This window comes from Actinosynnema mirum DSM 43827 (assembly GCF_000023245.1).
GTDB classification, from domain to species: Bacteria; Actinomycetota; Actinomycetes; order Mycobacteriales; family Pseudonocardiaceae; genus Actinosynnema; species Actinosynnema mirum.
In genome coordinates this window covers 4,185,488-4,189,881 of record NC_013093.1, presented here as the reverse complement: position 1 = coordinate 4,189,881, position 4,394 = coordinate 4,185,488, and the positions used below count along the sequence as shown (strand labels likewise).

At 76.0% G+C, this 4,394-nt stretch carries 6 protein-coding genes; 4 read left to right on the top strand and 2 right to left on the bottom strand.

Going from position 1 to position 4,394, the window contains the following annotated elements:
* Positions 1-41 precede the first annotated feature (41 nt).
* The 4 genes from AMIR_RS17945 to AMIR_RS17930 are packed head-to-tail and all read left to right on the top strand — an operon-like array spanning position 42 to position 2,429.
* Positions 42-263, top strand: a complete 222-nt coding sequence (locus AMIR_RS17945) for an MbtH family protein (RefSeq protein ID WP_015802378.1) — start codon at positions 42-44, stop codon at positions 261-263.
* On the top strand, positions 260-1,468 hold the full coding sequence (locus AMIR_RS17940; protein WP_015802377.1) for a cytochrome P450: 1,209 nt from the start codon (positions 260-262) through the stop codon (positions 1,466-1,468). The genes AMIR_RS17945 and AMIR_RS17940 overlap by 4 nt, the downstream gene beginning before the upstream one ends.
* A gap of 36 nt (positions 1,469-1,504) precedes the next feature.
* Positions 1,505-2,257 (top strand): SRPBCC family protein, encoded by a 753-nt coding sequence (locus tag AMIR_RS17935; protein ID WP_015802376.1) that lies wholly within the window; start codon positions 1,505-1,507, stop codon positions 2,255-2,257.
* Positions 2,250-2,429, top strand: a complete 180-nt coding sequence (locus tag AMIR_RS17930) for a hypothetical protein (RefSeq protein WP_143760764.1) — start codon at positions 2,250-2,252, stop codon at positions 2,427-2,429. Before AMIR_RS17935 ends, AMIR_RS17930 begins: the two co-directional genes overlap by 8 nt.
* Positions 2,430-2,540: 111 nt before the next feature.
* Here the strand turns inward: AMIR_RS17930 and AMIR_RS17925 are convergent, their stop codons facing one another.
* Together AMIR_RS17925 and AMIR_RS17920 are read right to left on the bottom strand one after the other, a co-directional pair.
* Entirely contained in the window at positions 2,541-3,008 is a 468-nt protein-coding gene (locus tag AMIR_RS17925) for a GreA/GreB family elongation factor (RefSeq protein ID WP_015802374.1), read from the bottom strand.
* Between the two features lie 96 nt (positions 3,009-3,104).
* Positions 3,105-4,355 (bottom strand): NAD(P)/FAD-dependent oxidoreductase, encoded by a 1,251-nt coding sequence (locus tag AMIR_RS17920; protein ID WP_240438557.1) that lies wholly within the window; start codon positions 4,353-4,355, stop codon positions 3,105-3,107.
* Positions 4,356-4,394 lie beyond the last annotated feature (39 nt).

The window sequence follows — 4,394 nt, the reverse complement described above, 5'->3', positions numbered from 1 at the left end:
AGCACCACCGACCAGAGCACCACCGATCAGGAGGAACCGCCATGACCAATCCGTTCGAGGACCCCGAGGGCCGCTACCTCGTGCTCGTCAACGACGAGGGGCAGCACTCGCTGTGGCCCGTGTTCGCCGAGGTGCCCGCCGGGTGGGGGATCGCGCACCCCGAGGACACCCGCGAGGCGTGCCTGGAGTACGTCGAGCGCCACTGGACCGACCTGCGCCCGCGCAGCCTGGTCGAGGCCATGGAGGGGCGGTCCGCCACGTGACCAGCGGTGTCGCCGCCCCGGTCCTGCCGTTCGACCCCGCCGAGGAGATGGCGGGGCCGGGGTTCCGCGCCGACCCGTACCCGTTCTACGCGGTGATGCGCGAGCGCGCCCCCGTGCACCGGGTGCGCGGGGCGTGGCTGATCAGCAGGTGCGCCGACGTCGAGGCGGCGCTGGCCGACCCGAGGATGTCCAGCGACCGCGACCGGATGACCGCGGCGCTGGGCGCGGGCAGCCCGGTGGTGCGGGAGCTGAGCAGGCTCACCGCCCGCCTGGGGCGGGTCATGTCCAACACCGACGCGCCCGAGCACTCGCGGCTGCGGCGGCTGGTCAGCCGGGGGTTCACCGCCCGGCGGGTGGAGCGGCTGCGCGGGGACGTGCAGCGGGTGGTCGACGGGCTGCTCGCCCAGGCCGGGCCCGTGCTGGACGTGGTCGGGGAGCTGGCGATGCCGCTGGCGAACGCGGTGATCTGCGAGCTGTTCGACGTGCCCGAGGCCGACCGGCCGCGCGTGCACGGCTGGTTCGCGGTGCTGCGGGACCTGCTGGCCGACGTCGGGCGGTCCGAGCGGGTCGTGGGCGAGTTCCACGAGTACCTGTCGTGGCTTGCCGCGCGGCGGCGGGAGCAGCCGGGGGAGGACGTGGTCAGCGCGCTCGTCGCGGTGCAGGCCGAGGACGACCGGCTCACCGAGGACGAGCTGCTGTCCACCTGCTACGTGATCATCACGGCGGGGGACGAGACCACCACGCACCTGATCGGGAACGGGGTGCTCGCGCTGCTGCGCCACCCCGAGCAGCTGGCGCTGCTGCGCGCCCGGCCCGACCTGGTGGGCCGGGCGGTGGACGAGTGCGCCCGCTACGACTCGCCGACCCAGGTCATCACCCGCGTGCTCGCGGCCGACCTGGAGCTGGGCGGGCAGCTGCTGCGGGAGGGTGACCTCGCCTACCTGGGGCTGGCCTCGGCCAACCGCGACCCCCGGCGGCACGTCGACCCCGACCTGTTCGACCTCACCCGGTCCGGGCGGGGGAGCCTGGCGTTCGGGCACGGGCCGCACTTCTGCCTGGGCGCGTCGCTGGCCCGGCTTGAGGTGGAGCTGGCGATCGGGTCGCTGGTGCGCGCCTCGCCGGGGCTGCGGCTGCGGGGGGACGGGCTGGAGTGGCACCGGAACCCGTTGCAGCGCAAGCTCGTCGCCCTCCCCGTGGTCCGTTGAGATCATCCGCTGTCCGTCGTCGTCGAGAGGAACGCCGTGCCCCGTGAGCTGACCATCACCGAGGAGCAGGAGCTGGCGCACCCGCCCGAGCGGGTGTGGCGGGCGATCGCCACCGGAGCCGGGAACCTGGGGTGGCTGTACCCCATGGAGGTCGAACCGGGCGTCGGCGGCGCGGTGTCGCGCGGCGACGCCGAGGTGGTCGAGTGGGAGCCGCCGCACCGGTTCGCCTGCCGCGCCGGCGACGGGAACGGGTTCTCCACCACGCTGAGCTACCGGCTCGACGGGGTGGGCGGGGGCGTGCGGTTGCGCGCGGGCATCCACTGGGTGCACGAGGGCGAGCCGGACGGGGGCTGGGAGACGCGGGGGGACGCGGCGGCGCGGTACGCCGGGTTCTACCAGCACAGCCTCGCCGAGTACCTGGGGCACTTCGACGGGCGCCCCGCGACCTACGTGCGGGCGGCGCGGGAGCGGGTCGGGACGGGGCAGCTGGGGATCGTCGCGGACGCGCTCGGACTGGCGGCCTCGGACGTGGCGGGCAGCCCGGTCCGGTTGGCGCCGGTGGGGCTGGAGCCGCTGGAGGGGGTGCTGGACTACCGGGACGAGGACTTCATCGGGGTCCGGACCTCGGGCGGGCTGTACCGGTTCTTCGGCGGCGACCGCTGGCGGTGGCCGACCTGGGTGGCGCACCACCTGTTCGCGCCGGGCGCCGACGGCGAGGCCGAGGCGCGGCGGTGGCAGGCGTGGCTGGACGGCCTGCCGGAGAACGCCGGGGGTGGGGTCGGTGGATGACCGGGTGGTGTACTCGGCCGAGCTGGTCGAGGTCGGCGGCGGGTACGAGCTGACCGTGACCGACCACGGCAGCGGGGTGGTGCGGACGGCGCGGATCAAGGAGAGCGTGGTGAAGCGGCTGCCCGTGCTCCTGGAGAAGCTGGCGGCGCAGCACGGGGCGACCGTGCGGTGACCGGCTGGTTCCGCGCGCACGCCGGACGTGCGCGCGGCACCCGCGGCGACTGGGGGCCGCCGCGCCGGGGAAGACGCCTGGGTCAGGGGCCGGCCTCGTGGGCCGGTCCCCTCAGGAGCCCGGCGCGTCCGCCGGCCGGTGCCTGCCGTACGGCACCGCCGCGATCAGGGTCACCCGGATCGTGGCCCCGTTCGGCGCCCGGTAGCCGCGGTGCTCGCCGGGGCGCGCGCCGGTCAGCGCCGCGCCCAGGGGCGACTCCGGCGAGTACACCTCCAGGTCGCCGTGCTCCACCGCGCGCATCCCCAGCAGGAACGTCTCGGTGTCGTCGAAGTCGTCGTAGCGCACCGTCAGCACCATGCCCGGCTCGGCCACGCCGTCGTCCGGCGGGTCCTCGCCGATCACGGCGTGGTTGAGCAGGTCCTGGACCTCCCTGATCCGCTCCTCGCGCTCGGTCCTGCGCAGCAGCGCGCTCTCCGGGTCGTCGGTCGGGGCCGAGTTCTCGGCGAACAGGCCCGCGAGCTCGGCGCGCAGGCGCTCGTGGGTGTGCGGGGTCAACCAGACCCGCCGTGCGGTGGTCATGTCGAGTACCTCCGTGGGGTGAACAACGAGAAGGAGCCGCCCGGCCGCGCCCCGTGAGGGGAACGCGGCCGGACGGCGTTCGGGGAGGGGCGGGGGTCAGCGCAGCGGGTCGAACGGGCGCAGCGCCTCCGGCTGCTTCCCGGTGGTGATCCGCTCCGCCAGCAGCCTGCCGGTCACCGGGCCCTGGGCGAAGCCCCACATGCCGTGGCCGCCCGCGACGTGCACGGTCGGCTCCCTGGTCGCGCCGATCAGGGCACGGCCGTCCGGGGTCACCGGGCGCGAACCGACCCACACGTCGTGGCGCTCCCGCCAGCGGACCCCGTCCAGCAGCGGCTCGGCGGAGGCGGTGATCGCCTCCAGGCGGGCGTGGACGCCGGGGGCGTCCGGCGGGCGGAACTCCATCGTCCCGGCCACGCGCAGCCCGCCCCGGTACGGGGTGCACGCCACGCGCACGCCCGGCAGGTAGACCGGGCCGGGGACCGGGCGGTCCACCGGGACGGTGAACGAATAGCCGCGACCGGCCCGCACCGGGGTGCGCACGCCCCAGCGGCGGGCCAGCGCGGGCAGCCAGGCGCCGGTGGCCAGCACGACCACCTCGCCGTGCACGGACGGGCCGCTGCGCGGGTGGACGGTCGCGCCCCGGCTGTACGGGCGCACGTCCGCGACCTCGAACCGGTGCACCGTCGCGCCACGCGCCACCACCGCCCGGCCCAGGGCCTGGGTGAACGCGCCGGGGTCGGCGTAGCGCTGGCCGTTCACCCGCACGGCCGCCGTCAGCGCCGACGACGCCAGGGGCACGTGGGAGCGCAGCTCGTCGCGGGTCAGGAGGGTGTGGTCGACGGGCTGGCCCGCGTCGGCCATCCTGGCGAACTCGCGCAGCAGCGACCGGGCCTGCGCGGAGTCCGCGAAGGCCGCGGTGATCGGGGCCTCGGTGGTGGGGGCGTCCACGCCGTTCGCGGTCAGCACGTCGTACGCCTCGGCCGACTCGGCGTTGAGCCGCGCGTTCGCCCGCACCGCGCGCGTCCACGACGGCCAGTGGCAGTTCGCCGCGAACGCCGCCAGGAACGACCACAGCCCCGGATCGGCGGTGGGCGGGATGCTCAGCGGGGCGCCAGGGTTCAGCAGCGCGCGCAGGCCGTGGCGCAGCACGGACGGCTCGTTGAGCGGGATCGCCAGGCCCGGCGCGATCCAGCCCGCGTTGCCCCAGGACGCGCCCGCGGCGACCCCGTCGCGGTCCACCACGGTGACCTCGACGCCCCGCTCCTGCAGGAACCACGCCGTCGACAGGCCCACGATCCCCGCGCCCACCACGACCGCCGAACGCGGTCCGCCGTCGATGACCGACACGACCACCTCCACACCCGAGCACACCCGACGTCCCTCGTC

Bases quoted from the DNA above. Each gene is read 5' to 3' on its own strand.
- AMIR_RS17925 (WP_015802374.1), bottom strand. From the start codon at position 3,008: ATGACCACCGCACGGCGGGTCTGGTTGACCCCGCACACCCACGAGCGC.
- AMIR_RS17945 (WP_015802378.1), top strand. From the start codon at position 42: ATGACCAATCCGTTCGAGGACCCCGAGGGCCGCTACCTCGTGCTCGTC.